The organism is Streptomyces hygroscopicus (assembly GCF_026168105.1).
In the GTDB taxonomy this organism is placed as follows: Bacteria; Actinomycetota; Actinomycetes; order Streptomycetales; family Streptomycetaceae; genus Streptomyces; species Streptomyces hygroscopicus_D.
On the sequence record NZ_LBMW01000001.1, the window covers coordinates 297,353 to 311,545 of the forward strand.

The following is a 14,193-nucleotide window of genomic DNA, read 5'->3' on the forward strand; positions in this document are numbered from 1 at the left end:
AGACGTTGAGGCGGGTGCCGGGCACCGCTGTGTACGTGACAGCCCTGCTGTCGACCGCATGGTGGCTGAAGGGGCAATCCGCTGCCGAACGCGCCCGTTTCGTGCGTCACAACAGCAGCAACGTCCATCACATCGACGTCGGCAAGTGGTGGACCCTGTTCACCAGCGGTCTGGTCGTCGACGGCGTCCCTGCGCTGGTGGGCATCGGGGCCGTGGCCGCGGTCCTGGGATGTGCGGAGTGGCGCCGGGGCACCTTGCGTGCCTGCACGGTGTTCGTCTACGGCCACCTCACGGCAACCCTGATGACCGAGGGCTTCCTGTGGCTGATGCACGTAGTCCGTCTGCCTGGTGTTCCCACCCGCGCCCGCGATGTGGGCATCAGCTACGGGCTGGTGACCACGGCTGCCTGTCTGCTCGCCCTCGCCGGGGGGCGCCTGGCCCGTTACGGGCTGGCACTGCTCGCCTCGGTGCTGACCGTCGCATTGCTCTACGACCAGGAACTTGCCGATGTCGGCCACCTGATCTCTCTCGTGCTGGGTGCCCTCGCGGCCCGCACCGACTGGCTGCGTGCCCCATCGGGCCCGGCAACGGCCGCGCCCGCCGCGCCGGCATCTCCTGACAGCGAGGAGTGGACAACTCCACGCCACACCCCGGCGCATACGGCGGGCCGTCAGGAGTAGTTCGGCGGCCTACGGTCGTCCAGCGCGTCGAGCGCGCCTCGGGCCCCAGGCACTCGACACGGAGCGGTCCGGCACGGCCATTTGCAGTATGACGAAGCCGGGCGCTACAGGGAGATGCGACGCTCGTCGGGGGTGATGGGCAAGTCGTTGATGCTGGCGTAGCGCTTGCGCATGAGGCCGTTTGCGTCGAACTCCCAGTTCTCATTGCCGTAGGCGCGGAACCAGTGGCCTTCGGCGGTGCGGTACTCGTACTCGAAGCGCACCGCGATCCTGTTGTCGGTGAATGCCCACAGCTCCTTGCGCAGCCGGTAGTCGAGCTCGCGCTCCCACTTGCCGCGCAGGAACCTGACGATCTCGGCTCGGCCGTTGATGAACTGGTCTCGATTGCGCCACTCGGAGTCCTCGGTATAGGCGAGGGCGACCTTTTCGGGGTCGCGGCTGTTCCAGGCGTCCTCGGCGAGCTGGACCTTCCGTCGGGCGGTGTCCTCGGTGAACGGCGGAAGCGGGGGGCGCCGGTCGGCCATGACATTCCTCTCCTCAAGGGAGAACGTTCGTTCTCCACTCTGTCGACTACAGTAGGAGAACGATGGTTCTCGCGCAAGAGGAGGGGTTCTGTGGCCACCGTAGACATCGAAACGCTCAGGACGCAGGTGCTGGACGCGGCCGAGAGCCTCTTCTACGGGCAAGGCCTCCAGGCGGTGGGGATGGACGCGATACGCTCCGCCGCCGGGGTCTCCCTCAAGCGGCTGTACCAGCTCTTCCCCTCCAAGGAGGACCTGGTCGAGGCCTACCTCTCACGCCGTGACGCGCGCTGGCGCGAGGAACTCGCCCGATACGTGGACGGCCACGGCTCCCCCCGCGAGCGCCTGCTCGCCGTCTTCGACTGGCTCCACCAGTGGTTCAGCGAGGAGGGCTTCCGTGGCTGCGCCTTCATCAACTCCTTCGGCGAGCTGGGCGCCGTCTCTCCGGGCATCACTCAAGCCGCCCGCGCCCACAAGGAGGCCTTCCACAGCTACCTGGCCGGTCTGGTGGCCGCAGCCGGCGAACCGGCCCGGCTGACCGAGCAACTCGCCCTGCTGGCCGAAGGAGCGATCACCACGGCGGCGATCTCCGGATCCCCCGAACCCGCCCGGCATGCCCGCGCCACCGCGGAGCACCTCCTGAGCGCATCGCCCGCGGCCACCGGCGCCCGGTAGCGCATCGCCCGCCCATGGCCTCACCCTCGCAGACCGCTCGCACGGCGTGGACCAAGAGCCGTCCGGCAGGTGCCTGCACGGGCAAGGACCTGTTCCCGATCCCCGGCCGTGAGTAGCCTGACGTTTTTGGACCGTTTGTATGTCCGAGAGGCTGCTGCCGGTGACGGGTGGGTGGGCACCGGGCCTGTTGCTGGGCGGGATCGTGCTACTGGGTGCCTGCGTGCAATGGCTCACCGGGATGGGGTTCGCGCTGGTCGCCGTTCCCGCGCTCGTGCTGCTCCTCGGGCCGGCCGAAGGCGTCGTACTCGCCAACTGCGCCGCCGGGGCCGTCAGTCTCGTCGGTCTCGCTGCCGGGTGGCGGCGGGTGCGGCTGGAGGCCATGGTGCCGTTGTGCGTCGCGGCCGTGTGCACCGTACCGGCCGGGACGTGGGTGGCGCGACGGCTGCCCGAGCCTTGGCTCATGGCCTGCCTGGGGGCTCTCGTCACCGCGGCTGTCGTGCTCGTGATGCACGGGACGCGAGTTGCCGCTCTGCGCGGCGGCGCCGGTTCGGTCACCGCTGGGGCCTTCGGCGGATTCATGAACTCCGCGGCGGGTGTGGGCGGCCCTCCCTTGTCCCTCTTCGCCCTCAACGCGGGGTGGTCCGTGAGGGAGTTCGTGCCCAACGCTCAGTTCTACGGGGTCGTCGTCAACACCGTCTCGGTGGCGTCCAACGGTATGCCGAGGCTCAGTCCCCCTGTATGGGGTCTCGCCGTCGCCGCAATGGCCGCGGGCGCTCTGATCGGCAGGCAACTCGCCGGGCACGTACCCGAGAAGCGGGGACGTCTGCTCGTACTCCTGCTTGCCCTGGCAGGAGGCGCGAGCACACTCGGAAAGGGGCTGTGGGGGCTGTGGCGGCCTTGAACACCGGGGCGTCATCCGGCGACCTACCAAGGACTCCCGCCCGGTGGGCAGGTCGGGCGAGAACGGACACGAGCTGCGTTGCGGTTACTCACACGGGGCGAGAGCCCGCGCGACAACGCGCGCCGCGTCGGCGATCAGCCCGTCGTCCGTCGGCGCGTCCTTGGTGGCCTTCGACGACAGAACAGTCAGCACGATCGGTGTCCTCCTGTTCGTCCAGGCGACGCCGATGTCGTTGGCGCTCGCATAGTCGCCCGTGCCCGTCTTGTCCGCCACGACCCAGCCGTCCGGCAACCCAGCGCGGAACCGTTTGCCGCTGGTGGTGTTGCCCTTCAGCCATGTCACGAGCTGCTCCCGGTCGGCACCGGCCAGCGCCCGGCCCAGCGTCAACCGCTCCAAGCTCCGACCGAGGGCCTCGGGTGTGGTGGTGTCGCGCAGGTCGCCGGGGAGGGCGGTGTTCAGATCGGTCTCCCAACGGTCGAGGCGGCTCACCGGATCGCCGATCGAGCGGAAGAACCGGGTGAGGCCGCGCGGTCCGCCGATCTGGCGCAGCAGGAGGTTGCCCGCCGCGTTGTCGCTGTACTGGATCGCCGCCGCGCACAGTTCGCCCACCGACATGCCGACATCCACGTGCTCCTTGGTCTTCGGGGAGTTGGGCAGGATGTCCCTCGGCGGGTAGTGGATCACCTTGTCCAGCGGCGCACAGCCGGCGTGGCCGCGGAGGATCGCCGCGGCGGCAAACGCCTTGAACGTCGAGCACATCGCGAAGCGCTCCTGCGCCCGGTGGGACATGACTTGCCCGGTGCGGACGTTGTGTGCGTACACCCCGAGGCGCGCGCCGTACCGCTGCTCCAGATCGCTCAACTCGTCTTCGGCGCCGCTCGGTCCGGAGTACGCCGTCGCCGATGCGGCCGGGGCCGACAGGGCAGGGACGGCTACGGCGGCGGAGAGGGCGAGGCCGGTCTTGAACAGGCCGCGCCGCGGCAGGGGGGTGGCAGTGGCCATGTGCAGAGATCTCCCGTTGGTCCGTCGTCATTGGATCAGGCCTTCGACGAGGGACAGCCAAACAGCAGAACTCCACCCATGTCCAAGAGTGAACATTGAAGGCGTCATAACTTATTGATATGAATGCCAGGTGGATCTACTCGCGCACCTCGAGGCGTACGTCGCGGCCGTCGACGAGGCGAGCTTCTCGCGCGCGGCCGACCGGCTCGGGATCGCCCAGCCACTCCTCAGCCGCCGCATCAGGACACTCGAGGAGCACTTCGGCGGCCTCCTGTTCGACCGTTCGCGGCGGCAGGTCACCACCACCGACTTCGGTGTACTTCTCCTGCCGTACGCCCAGGATGTGCTGGACCGAGCCCACCGGTTGCGACACATGGCCCGTTCGGCCCGGCAGTCGGCGGTACGTGCGGTCGGGGTGCCCGCCGACTGCGGCCCGGCGGCGCTGGCGCGAGTCATCCGCGCCGGAGCCGAGCACGGCACCACGCTCGGCGTGCACGAGCTGCCGCCGGAGGACAGGGCGGCGGGTCTGACCGACGGATCGCTTGCCTACGCCCTCGTCCGCGTTCCCCCGGAGGCCGCCGCACTGCGGGTGCCGCTCGGTCTGGCGTCCGCGCCGCCGCCGAACACGCCGGACGGCGCACACCCCGCCCCGGCCGGGGCCCGACCGGGGCCGCGTGGGCGCACGGTCCACCTGGAGGACCTGCGGCCACGACGTGGGCGCGGCGCAACGTACGCGAGGCGGGCCGCGCTGCCGATCCTCATCACGGCGGAGGACCAAGTCCCTTATGCACGAGAAAGGTTGAGCCGCGCAGCCGATCGTGCCGGGCTTCCCGAGGGCCTGGTCCGCCCAGCCGGGCCGATGGCGACCGCGCTCGCCGAGACCCTCGCCAACCGGGTGACACTGTTGTGCGCCGAGCCGTTCGCCCGGCGGCACGGGGCGAACTGGGCGCCCCTCGGCGATGTGTCACTGCACCGGGGATACGATCCGGGTGTGACACGGCGTCAACCGGGCGTGTCGGACGTACCGGACTGGTTGGTCGCACTGCTGGCGGCGGCAGTCGGCGCCGCACCGACCATGTCCGGCACGGCACAGTCCGACGCCGCGGGCGGCAACGCCCCGACGCGACTGGCGGCGCGCGGATGAGCGCCCGCCCGGCGTACCGCCCGGCCTACGCCGCCACCGACGGTGCCCACCTCGACGTCGCCGAGGCAATCGCCAAGGAATGGGCAGCTGTTGGTGTTCGTGGCTCGTTCCTCGCACGCAGCATCGATACGGGCGAGCAACTCGGCTTCGACGTCGATGAAGCGGTGCCGCTCGCCTCAGTGGTGAAGGTCCCGCTCGCCCTCGTCGCTCTGGACCGGATCGCGACCGGGGAACTCGACGCGGCGCGACCGGTGAGGGTCGACCCGGCCACGAGCAGCGTCGGGTCCACCGGACTGGCAGCGTTCCGACACCCCGCCGCCGTGGCCGTCGGCGACCTCCTGCTCCTCATGCTCACCGTCAGCGACAACGCCAGCGCCGACGCCCTGTTCGATCTCGTTCCGGTGGCGGACGTCGACGCCCGCCTGCGCTCATGGGGATGTTCGGGCATACGGGTGCGGCACCGGCTCAACCGCATGTACGAGTGCGCCGCCGGCGCCGCGGGCAACGATTTCTCACTCGCCCAGGAGGTCGCCATTCGCGACGACCACTCGGGGCGGCACGCGATCGAGACGCTGGACCCGGCCTGCGCCAACCTCGGCACCGTCACAGCACTCGTCGACCTGCTGCAGCGAGTGTGGCGTGACGAGATCGCCCATCCCGACGCGACCGCCGAACTCCGCCGGCTCATGGGACTGCAGGTTTTCACGCAGCGACTGGCAAGCGAACTTCGCGCGGACACCCTGCGGGTCAGCGGGAAGACAGGGACCTTCCTCCACCTACGGCACGAGATCGGCGTGGTGGAGGCCGAATCCGGCCACCGGGTGGCCATGGCCGCGCTCACCCGCTCCGACCGCCGCGCCAACCTGGCGCCGGACATCGACCTCGCCATCGGGATCGGCGCCCGGCACGCATTCGAGGCACTGCGCCGCTGAAGCGGGTGAGGGGAAGCTGCGGCCACACCGCCTCGGCGGCGCCGCAGGTTCCCGCATGATGACGCTCTCAGCCACCTCGACGCGTCGCCGGACCCTCAACCGGCCTTGGGCACGGTGCGCACGGCTGTGATGAAGCCGGTGCCGGACGGGTTGTCCATGGGCCGCCCGTAGTCGGCCGCGACGGTGTCGAGTGGATGGCTCTCGGCGTGCCAGCCGTGTTGGTCGAGCCAGTCGGCGGTGCCGGAGCCAAGGCCGCCCTTCCACAGCGAGGTGATGTGCGCGATGGACGGGTCGTCGAGAACGGTTTGCCCGCTGCGCCCGCGCTCCAACGCGAGCCGACTGGCAGGCGCGGACAGTTGGCCGACGGTGGAGAGCAGCGTGGCCGCCTCCTCGGCCGTGAGGTAGACCAGCAGGCCTTCGATGAGCCAGGCGGTCGGCCTGCCCGGGTCGAAGCCGGCCTCGACCAGCCGATCGGCCCAGGCAGGGCTCAACAGATCCGCGGGCACGGCCGTGCGGTCGCAGCGCGGCTCGGCGGACTCCGCCGCAAGCACGCGGTGCTTGAACTCCAGGACCGGCGGCAGGTCGAGCTCGTACAGACGGGTCCCGGGCGGCCAGGGGAGCCGGTAGGCGCGTGCGTCCAGACCGGCCGCGAGCAGGACTACCTGGTCGCAGCCGGAGTGGAGGAGCAGGTCGTCGTAGAAGCGGGTCCGGATGACGGTCTGGAATCTGAGGGCGGTCGCCAACGGACCGGGAGTTCGCCGCGGCCGCATCGGTTCTCCTGAGGCGGCCAGGAAGGCCCCGGCGTACGGATCATTGAACAAGGCGTCCCCGGCTGCGCTCTCGTGAGCGCGGACCCGGGCCACGGCCAGCGCCGTCTTCGACACGGCGCTCAGCGGTTTCGAGTTCATCATGAACCCGCACATTACATCGTCAGCGATGCATCTGTGACGATATATTCGGGCCATGGACGGAATGCAGCTGCTCAGACTCGGCAAGCGCCTGACCGAGCTGGGCCGTGACGCCATCGATCAGGCAAGTCCGACCTCGCTGACACCGGGCGAGGTGGCTGTGATCGCAGATGCCTTCCGGCATCCCGACTGCTCGGTCAGGGAGATCGTCGCGCGCACGGGCTTCGCGCAAAGCCATGTCTCCGCTTCGGTCAGCCGCCTGCGTGAACGGGGCCTCCTGGAGACGGCTCCGGATCCCGCCGACGGCCGCCGGACCCTGGTACACCTGACCGATCGGGCGCGCCGAGCCGTCCGCGCCCGCGCCGGGACCCCGGCCGACGAGGCGATCGTCAGAGCCGTCGCGGACCCCGGCCGCGCCGAACGGGTTACCGCGCTGCTCGATGAGCTCGCCGAGCTGCTGTTGCCGCCGACGCCCCACAGGCCGAGGAGCTGACCACACCCTGGAGTACGGGTCACAGGGGGCTAAGGCCGGGTCCGCGCGCTGCGCGAACCGGACAACCGACGTGGAGGCGCGGCGGATTGGGCGGCGCGAAGGTCCGTTGACCGGCGCCGCGGGAAGGCGCTGCCGTCGTGTCAGGACTGGTCGGCGGACGTCCAGCCTTGCCGGTGAAGTCGTTCGAACCCGTCCAGGAGGAGATCGATCGCGAACTCGAACTCGAACTGGTCGTCGCAGCCTTGGTTCACGACCGATTCGCCGTCATGGGTCCGGGCCGCCGCGATCTCCACGATGTAGGGGTATCTGGCGGCCATCTCACGGAACATGACCGCCTGCGCATCCGGGTCGACGTTCGGCGAGGCGGGAAACAGCTCCTGGGTGAATCCCCACACACGGCTGCCCAGGGCGTGCATCACATGGTGGGTCAGGTCCGCGGAGAGGCCACCGGCCCGGAACATGCCGATGACCGAGTCCAGGTAATCCAGCGCGCCCGGTGTGGGCGCGCTGCGCGATTCGATGACGCGCGAGGCCCAGGGATGGCGCAGCAGCGCCCGTCGGGCCGACAGGATTCGTTCGCGGACCGCGCTCTTCCAGTCCGCGCCGTGGGCAGGGGAGTCGATCTCGCCGACGATGACATCGACCATGCCGTCGAGAAGCTGCTCCTTGTTGGCCACGTGCTTGTAGAGCGCCATCGGCACCACGCCCAGTTCCTGGGCGAGGCTGCGCATGCTCAGCGCCTCGATGCCTACGCGGTCCGCGAGCGCGACGGCGGCATGCAGCACGCGGTCCCTGTTGAGGCGGGCCCGCTGCCCAGCGTCTGCCTGTTGGGCCATTCCCCGACCACCTCCTGTTCGACCGTCGCCGCCGGTCGCCGCCTTTACAGGCGTACAACGTACACCATACCGTGACACACGAAGGTGTACGTCGTACACCTTGGCCGGTGTGCGTGATCCAGTCATGCACCTGTGCATACGCGCGGCGCTGCTGCCCTGCGGAACGCCGACCGCTGCGCCGCCCCTCGTTCACAGAAGGAGTCCCGGTGGCCTCACCGAGAAAGCTCGCGACATCGGCGGGTGTGTGCTACCTAAGGGCTGTCCCGTAATCCCCGGCGGGCGCACGACGACAGCTACGGCACCTCGCTGCGTTGTCGGATCGACCGAATACGCCCAGTATGAGGACGACCCTCCGCCTTGCGATGCACCGCATCTGACGCCGCGCGCTGATCCACCGGGGATTACGACAGCCCTTGGTCACCCACGTCACCTCGATTGCCGGCCTGATCCTGTACGGCCCGGTGCTGAAGAACGCCGACTACGTCCTCGGTGCCGGCTCGGACACCCGGGTCCTCCTGGAAGCCCTGTCCGAGGTGATCCTCGCGCTCGCCATTGTCGGCACCGCGTGCACGCTCTTTCCCGTCACCAGGCGGCACAACGAAGCCCTGGCCATCGGCTACCTCGGCCTTCGCACGTTGGAAGCCGCCGTCATCACCGTCGGCATCGTCAGCATCCTCGGACTCGTGACGATACGTCAGCACCCACCGCACGGAGCGGACACGGCCTCACTCGTCACCGTCGGCAAGGCACTGGTCGCAGTCCACGACTGGACGTTCCTGATCGGGCCCAACTTCGTCTGCGGAGCCAACACCGTGCTGATGGCGTACCTGATGTACCGTTCCGGACTCGTCCCACGGTTCATCGCCCTGCTGGGCCTGACCGGTGGACTCCTGATCTTCGCCTCGGCGGTTGCCGAGCTCTTCGGCCTCTACAAGCAGGTGTCCGGGTGGGGCGTGCTCACTGCGATTCCGGTGTTCGCCTGGGAGTTGAGCCTCGCCGTCCGGCTCATCACCAGGGGATTCAAGTCGTCCGCCCCTGCGATCGACACCGTTGTTCCTTCCCTGGCGGACAGTGTGCACCACTGACGGCACGGCCCGGGCTTCCGGGGGCGCCACACGGATGCCTTGCTCATGCAGGATCGTAGTCCCGGTGTTCCGTGGTGAGTTGGAGAACAACCACCAGCCGCCGCCACCGGGCTTCGGCGGCAGCGGACGGAAACCTGGTCGCCCGACCCGGAGGAGTAGGCATGGCCGCTGACGAAGAGGCATGGCGGAGGCTGGACGAGTTGAACCGGTTGGCCGTCGGACAAGTCGTCGGCGTGGGGTCGGCGGACCACCCCCAAGGCTCCGGATTCCTGGTCTCCGAGGACACTGTCCTGACGTGCGCGCATGTCGTACAGAACGACACGGCGGTTTCGGTGTCGGTGCAGGGGCGCACCATCGATGCCGCAGTGGTCCGCATGGTTCCGGAGGACGGCGGCGAACGTCACATCTATGAGTTCCCCGATCTCGCGGAGCTCCGCCTCGGCCAGCCCCTGCCCGGCATCGGTGTGTGGCTCGGCGAGAAGGGTCCATCGCCGGGCGCAGAGGTGGCTGTCCACGGATTCAGCGAGCACACGTTGGAGTCCGGCGTGCAGCGGGACACGCTGCGCCTTGTCGTGGTGGGGCCGGCGGGACCGTTTGTGCGGCTCCAGGGGGACCAGGTCGTGCAGGGCTTCAGCGGCGCACCGGTGCTCGATCTCCGTACCGGGCGGGTGTGCGGCGTGCTCAAGGCGTCACGTGACGAGCAGGACACCCTCGGCGGCTGGCTGATTCCGGTCGACGCCGTACATCGCCATTTCCCCGAGCTGGCGGAGCGCAATCACCGTGCCCACCGGCCCGGCACTGCCTGGTGCGACGTGGCCCTGGACCGCTCGCGTCGGCAGACCGCGCTGTTCGGCCGCTTCGGACGCGGCGCTCGGCAGCGCGCCGTATCCCGGGTGACCCCGGCCCAGTTGCTGGCTCAAGGCACGATGCCTTTCCAGAATCGCCCGGAGCTCGAGGATCTGCGGGCATGGTGCGACGAGGGCCCGGACTACCTACTGCGCCTGCTGCACGCACCGGGTGGCTCCGGCAAGACCAGGCTCGCCGCCGAACTCTGCCGCGACATGCACGACCGGGGTTGGATCGCCGGGTTCTTGACCAAAGGGGACAACAGGGCGCCGGTCAGGCCGGAGTGGCTGAATGAACTCGTTGATGCCCTCTCGGCGGGCATTCCGGTACTGGTCGTCGTCGACTACGCCCAGGCTCGACTGGACGACATCTGTGCACAGTTGGAGCACGTGGACCAGTACGGACCCGAACGGCTGCGGTTGCGGTTACTGCTCCTCGCCCGCTCCGACGAACCGCTGTGGCAGGCACTGCAGCGCCGTGTGGATGACTGGGCACTGGCCGATGCGAGCGTGGTACAACTTCCCAGGGCCATCGCGGATTCCTCCTTGGCGTCCAAGGCCTTCACGGTGTTCGCCGACCGCCTCGGCTGCGGTTGGCTCACCCCACCGGATTCACTGGACGCACGCGCTGAGAAGCAGGACTCGCTCCTGGGCGTGCTCGCACTCGCGTTGGACGCCGTCCTCGCTCTGGAGCGGGGCGGCAGCTGGGCCGCAGCCGAGGATCCGCTGGAGCGCATCTGCGACCACGAGGTCAGGGGCTGGCACGGGTTGCTTGCGGCACGCCTGCCCGGAGAGGCGCCGCTGGCCGGAGAGAGTGGGGAGCGCCTGTCGGAAGGACTGCTGCTGGTACCCACTTTGGCTCCCGGGTTACCCGGGACCGATCTCACCGAGAAGTTGAAGCGAGTTCATTCGGCAGCCTTTCCCGGGCAACAGACGCCGAACATGTTCGGCGTCCACGCCTCTCTGCGGACGCTCTACCCCGCCGAAGGCGATCAGGTGGCCCCTCTGGAGCCTGACCGGATCGGTGAGATTCTGGTCCGGCGGGTCCTCGGTACGCCGGAGAGCTCAGGACATCCCCATGCCTATCTCGGCGCTCTGCTGCAGGCTCCCCAAACTGCCTCGGAGACGGCCCGGATCGCGGCGGCGGAGGAGACGGTCGAAGTGCTCGCCCGTGCCCGCGGCTGCACGGCCATGGGCCGGGTCGAGGTCCATCCCGCGCACCGGGCCTTGGACGCGGCCCTGGCTCAGGCCGTTTCCGAGCACCCGGAGGTGATGCTGCCCGCGCTGGTGACAGTCGGCGGGGTGCTGCCCCATGCCGAGCCGCTGGCCGACCTCATGCTGCCCGTGCTCGAGACGTGCGAGGCACCGTTGCTCGCCGCGGTCGAAAGCAGGCTGCCCGATTACCCCTCGAGTCTGTCGCCGGTGGCGGTGGTGGTCCTCGGCCGACTGCTGGAACTGCCGAGTGCGCACTTCACCGAGGAAGACCAACTCCTCAGGCTGCGCCGCCTTTCCCGCTACAGCCTGCGACTCGACGACACGGGGCGGAACGAGACGGCCTTGCGGACGGCCCGTCAGGCCGTCACGCTCAGCCGCGACCTGGTACGCCAATCCGGACGGCACATGGCCGAATACGCTGCGGCACTCAACAACCTGAGCCTGCTGCTGCACCGCGCGGGTGAGACAACGCCTGCGCTGGAACAGAGCAGGCTGGCGGTCGGCCTCTACGAGCAGTTGTCGGCACAGGCCGGGCAGAACGGCCCACAGCGGCAGACGTACCTCCTGGACACCGCCGCGGCGCTGACCACTCTCGCGCTGCTGCGTCTGGAGGACGGCCAGGTGCACGCCGCCGCCCGCGAGGCCGCTCGGGGAGTGCTGTTGTGCGAACAGGCGAGTCCGGGCGCCCGTCAGGACGAGACGATGCTGGACTGCCTGGAAGTACTCGCCGAGTGCAGACAACGGACCGGTCAGATCGAGGCTGCCGTCTTCTCCGGAGAGGAGTCCGTGGCGCTGCTCCGCGAACTGGCCGAGCGACGGCCCGGACGGTACCTGGCGAAGCTCCCCGAGTTGCTGTACCGGCACGCGAGGGGTCTCATCAGGGCAGGTCGGTACCGGCAGGCGTATTTGGCCCTGAGGGAGTCAGCGAACCTGCGCAATGGGCTGCCGGGCCGGGACCCCGCACAGCTGTCAGTGCACCGGCAATCGTTGCGTGCGCTGGCTGAACTGTGCTGCGACCTCGATGAGTTCTCCCATGAACGCGCTTCCTGGTTGGAGCAGCTGAATGCCTTGGCCGATCATGGCATTTGAGACCCGTCGTGTACGGGTGGTCCAAGACAGTCCAGGCAGGAGCGATATGCCGACCGATCACGAGACTTTCAGCTCTCCCGCTCCGATCCGGCGCCGGCAGGCGGTCGAGGTCTTCAGCAACCGCTTCGGGCAGCTGTACAACGACGACGTCGTCTCGCCGGGCGGGCTGCCGGGCACCTACCTTCGGTGGCAGTGGGCGCAGAGGGGGGTGGTGGTCGTGCCGGTGGGACCGGGGGGCATGGCCTTGGTGCCTACGTATCGCTATCCGGTGGGCGCTTCCTCCCTGGAGTTCCCGCGCGGCGGTTGCGAGCCCGGTGAGCGGCCCGAGAAGGCTGCTGCGCGCGAACTGTGGGAGGAGGCCGGGCTGGAGGCCTCCTCCGTACGGGCCATCGGGTTGCTCCATGCGGATACCGGTCTGATCGAGACCGGCATCCACGTCTGCTGTGCGAGCGTGCTTCCCGGGGAGCGCGAGGCCGCCCGGCCGGAGTCGATGGAGTCGGTGGCCGCACCTGTGTGGGTCTCGCAAGATGAGATGCTGGAGCTGGTGCGGCTGGGGCGCATCAGCTGCAGTCTCACGATCGCTGCCTTCACACTGGTGGCCGCCGACCGGAATGCGCTGCCGCCGGTGGCTAGAGGGTGACCACGCGGTCGAGCGGATCGAGGTCCTTCACCGGTCGCCGGGCAGCCTGGATCCAGTTGGCTTCCCCCGCCCCGGTCGGACGGTTCATCACATGGAACGACAGGTTCCGGGTAGTGTCGGCAGCCGCTGTCTGGATTTCCAGACCCGCTCCCAGCCGGCCCGTCGTCGGGTCCTCGTCCAAGCCGAAGCGCATCAGACGGGCCTCGCCCTGCAGGTGGTCCCACGCCTGGCCACCGCGGGCTCGGAACGTGCGGTCGAACGCCTCCAGCATCCACGAGCTGAACTCGTCGACAGCGGCCCGCAGGACCGGGACGTCCGGCTGCAGGCCCCGGCGCAGCCGCGCCAGCTCCCGCACCAGGGCGTTGCGGGACGGCTGCGCCGTCGCCTCGAACAGAACCTCGACAGGGAGCTGCGACAACAGGAAATTGTCCAGCATCGCCGCGGGCAGCTGGGCCTGTTCCAGAATACGGCGGCTTCGCGAGGTCGGGATCGTATCCGGTGCATCGCGCGGGCCGGCCATACCGACGTTCAACGCCGAGGGGAGACCCTGCCGATAGGACTCACCGGCCCAGTCGTCCACCGACTGCAGGGCCAGAACCACCTCCGCGCCTGCCCTCGGGGACGTCATCCGGAAGTGGTCCAGCCAGTCACGGAGCGACTTGTAGTACAGCACCTCCTGGTCCCTGGCCCACAGCAGAGCAGCGTCCAGGACCGCCCGGGTATCGCCTCGTGCCTGCTGGAGTCCCAGCTCCAGCCGATGCAGCACACCGGACTTGAAGGCAGCCTCCACCACCTTCCCCTCGTACGGCACGAAGTGCTCGGCCGCCATCGCCTCCAACTGGTCCACATAGGCGGGGGAGGGTACGTTGTCGACGTGCTTGGCCGCGTGTTCGTCCCTGATCCTTTGCAGTGTGTACCCCGCCCGGCGGGCCACCCGGATCCGGCCCGCTTCCAGCAGCGGGGCGAGATCCGCAAGCACGGTGCCTGCTGCGGCGTTCTCCACTTCCTGAGCTTCCCGGCCCGAGACGAGGGCACGGAAGTACTTGTTGTTGAGGCTCTGCGAGTCCCCGATCAGTAAGGTGTCCGCGAAGAGCACGTGCAGGAGTACGCGCGAGCGCAGATCCGGGGCCCTGTCAATCGGTGTCGCGGCGTGCGGCTCGACGTCGGAAAGGAAGATGCTCTCCTCGCCCGTCGTCAAAGTCTCTTCGTTCACCGGCCGTTCACCCT

At 69.1% G+C, this 14,193-nt stretch carries 14 protein-coding genes; 9 read left to right on the top strand and 5 right to left on the bottom strand.

What is annotated here, in order from left to right; all coding sequences use genetic code 11:
- Positions 1-14: 14 nt before the first annotated feature.
- Positions 15-680: a rhomboid-like protein gene (locus AAW14_RS01340; protein ID WP_265558886.1), complete on the top strand. Its 666-nt coding sequence runs from the start codon at positions 15-17 to the stop codon at positions 678-680.
- 104 nt (positions 681-784) lie between these two features.
- Here AAW14_RS01340 and AAW14_RS01345 read toward each other — a convergent pair whose 3' ends face one another.
- On the bottom strand, positions 785-1,204 hold the full coding sequence (locus tag AAW14_RS01345; RefSeq protein WP_265558889.1) for a nuclear transport factor 2 family protein: 420 nt from the start codon (positions 1,202-1,204) through the stop codon (positions 785-787).
- Between the two features lie 90 nt (positions 1,205-1,294).
- Here AAW14_RS01345 and AAW14_RS01350 point away from each other — a divergent pair, with 90 nt between their 5' ends.
- The gene (locus AAW14_RS01350) at positions 1,295-1,876 is read left to right on the top strand and encodes a TetR/AcrR family transcriptional regulator (protein WP_265558891.1); all 582 of its coding nucleotides are present in this window, start codon (positions 1,295-1,297) and stop codon (positions 1,874-1,876) included.
- 139 nt (positions 1,877-2,015) lie between these two features.
- Positions 2,016-2,777 (top strand): sulfite exporter TauE/SafE family protein, encoded by a 762-nt coding sequence (locus AAW14_RS01355; protein ID WP_265558893.1) that lies wholly within the window; start codon positions 2,016-2,018, stop codon positions 2,775-2,777.
- Between the two features lie 84 nt (positions 2,778-2,861).
- Here the strand turns inward: AAW14_RS01355 and bla are convergent, their stop codons facing one another.
- A complete protein-coding gene (bla, locus tag AAW14_RS01360; protein WP_265558895.1) occupies positions 2,862-3,779 on the bottom strand; it encodes a class A beta-lactamase in 918 nt (305 codons plus the stop codon).
- A gap of 130 nt (positions 3,780-3,909) precedes the next feature.
- Here bla and AAW14_RS01365 point away from each other — a divergent pair, with 130 nt between their 5' ends.
- Positions 3,910-4,923, top strand: coding sequence for a LysR family transcriptional regulator (locus tag AAW14_RS01365; protein WP_265558898.1), 1,014 nt, complete (start codon positions 3,910-3,912; stop codon positions 4,921-4,923).
- Positions 4,920-5,855 carry a serine hydrolase gene (locus tag AAW14_RS01370; RefSeq protein WP_265558900.1) on the top strand — a complete coding sequence of 312 codons (936 nt, stop codon included), beginning with the start codon at positions 4,920-4,922 and terminating at the stop codon, positions 5,853-5,855. The genes AAW14_RS01365 and AAW14_RS01370 overlap by 4 nt, the downstream gene beginning before the upstream one ends.
- Before the next feature lie 95 nt (positions 5,856-5,950).
- Here AAW14_RS01370 and AAW14_RS01375 read toward each other — a convergent pair whose 3' ends face one another.
- Positions 5,951-6,766 (bottom strand): SAM-dependent methyltransferase, encoded by an 816-nt coding sequence (locus tag AAW14_RS01375; RefSeq protein WP_265558902.1) that lies wholly within the window; start codon positions 6,764-6,766, stop codon positions 5,951-5,953.
- A 52-nt stretch (positions 6,767-6,818) separates the two neighbouring features.
- Between AAW14_RS01375 and AAW14_RS01380 the strand changes: the two genes are divergently transcribed.
- On the top strand, positions 6,819-7,256 hold the full coding sequence (locus tag AAW14_RS01380) for a MarR family winged helix-turn-helix transcriptional regulator (RefSeq protein ID WP_265558903.1): 438 nt from the start codon (positions 6,819-6,821) through the stop codon (positions 7,254-7,256).
- A 140-nt stretch (positions 7,257-7,396) separates the two neighbouring features.
- Here AAW14_RS01380 and AAW14_RS01385 read toward each other — a convergent pair whose 3' ends face one another.
- Complete coding sequence (locus tag AAW14_RS01385) at positions 7,397-8,092, bottom strand: TetR/AcrR family transcriptional regulator C-terminal domain-containing protein (RefSeq protein WP_265558905.1); 696 nt, start codon at positions 8,090-8,092, stop codon at positions 7,397-7,399.
- 413 nt (positions 8,093-8,505) lie between these two features.
- Here AAW14_RS01385 and AAW14_RS01390 point away from each other — a divergent pair, with 413 nt between their 5' ends.
- From AAW14_RS01390 to AAW14_RS01400, 3 genes are all read left to right on the top strand, one after another.
- Positions 8,506-9,177, top strand: coding sequence for a DUF4386 domain-containing protein (locus tag AAW14_RS01390; RefSeq protein ID WP_265558907.1), 672 nt, complete (start codon positions 8,506-8,508; stop codon positions 9,175-9,177).
- Between the two features lie 161 nt (positions 9,178-9,338).
- Positions 9,339-12,326, top strand: coding sequence for a trypsin-like peptidase domain-containing protein (locus AAW14_RS01395; RefSeq protein ID WP_265558909.1), 2,988 nt, complete (start codon positions 9,339-9,341; stop codon positions 12,324-12,326).
- 46 nt (positions 12,327-12,372) lie between these two features.
- Entirely contained in the window at positions 12,373-12,966 is a 594-nt protein-coding gene (locus tag AAW14_RS01400; protein ID WP_265558912.1) for an NUDIX domain-containing protein, read from the top strand.
- Here AAW14_RS01400 and AAW14_RS01405 read toward each other — a convergent pair.
- Positions 12,956-14,179: a hypothetical protein gene (locus AAW14_RS01405; RefSeq protein ID WP_265558913.1), complete on the bottom strand. Its 1,224-nt coding sequence runs from the start codon at positions 14,177-14,179 to the stop codon at positions 12,956-12,958. The two genes, AAW14_RS01400 and AAW14_RS01405, sit on opposite strands and share 11 nt — an antisense overlap.
- Positions 14,180-14,193: the final 14 nt, after the last annotated feature.